Annotated in this window: 1 protein-coding gene; it reads right to left on the bottom strand. The window is 47.4% G+C overall.

Annotation, left to right across the window (positions count from 1 at the left end; translation table 11 throughout):
• Window positions 1-163 precede the first annotated feature (163 nt).
• Window positions 164-399, bottom strand: a 236-nt coding sequence (locus LXN01_RS16570) for an EF-hand domain-containing protein (protein WP_236866848.1), incomplete at its 5' end; no start/stop codon positions are given.

Below are 399 nucleotides of genomic sequence, written 5' to 3'. Positions count from 1 at the left end.
TTGGCATATATATTAACATATTTTTGGAACTAATGTACTGTCTGTGGTTTGGTCACTCCCACAGAATGATTGTACACTGCACGCGCGGACACTCCGAATGGTAGTGGTGTTGTACGCATGTGCACTCCCTGGTGATGACGTCACAAAAGAAGATGGTGGACGTTTAGAGCAGTTGGGTGATCTTCTTGAGGAAGGGTTCATAGGGAATGCATCCTTCTTCGTCTTCCTCGGGACAGCACTCCTTAAGGACGGGCTCCAACTCAGCCTTCTCAAGACGTTCACCAAGGGACAGAAGAATATGCTCAAGTTCAGCATACATCATGGTGCCATTCTCAGCTTTGTCGTAAAGCTTCAGGACTTCCATGAAATCTTCGAAGGAGCCGGCATCCTTGTCCTTCT

Origin of the sequence: Brevibacterium daeguense, from assembly GCF_021729135.1 — a bacterium.
In the GTDB taxonomy this organism is placed as follows: Bacteria; Actinomycetota; Actinomycetes; order Actinomycetales; family Brevibacteriaceae; genus Brevibacterium; species Brevibacterium daeguense.
This window is presented reverse-complemented; position numbering and strand designations above follow the sequence as displayed.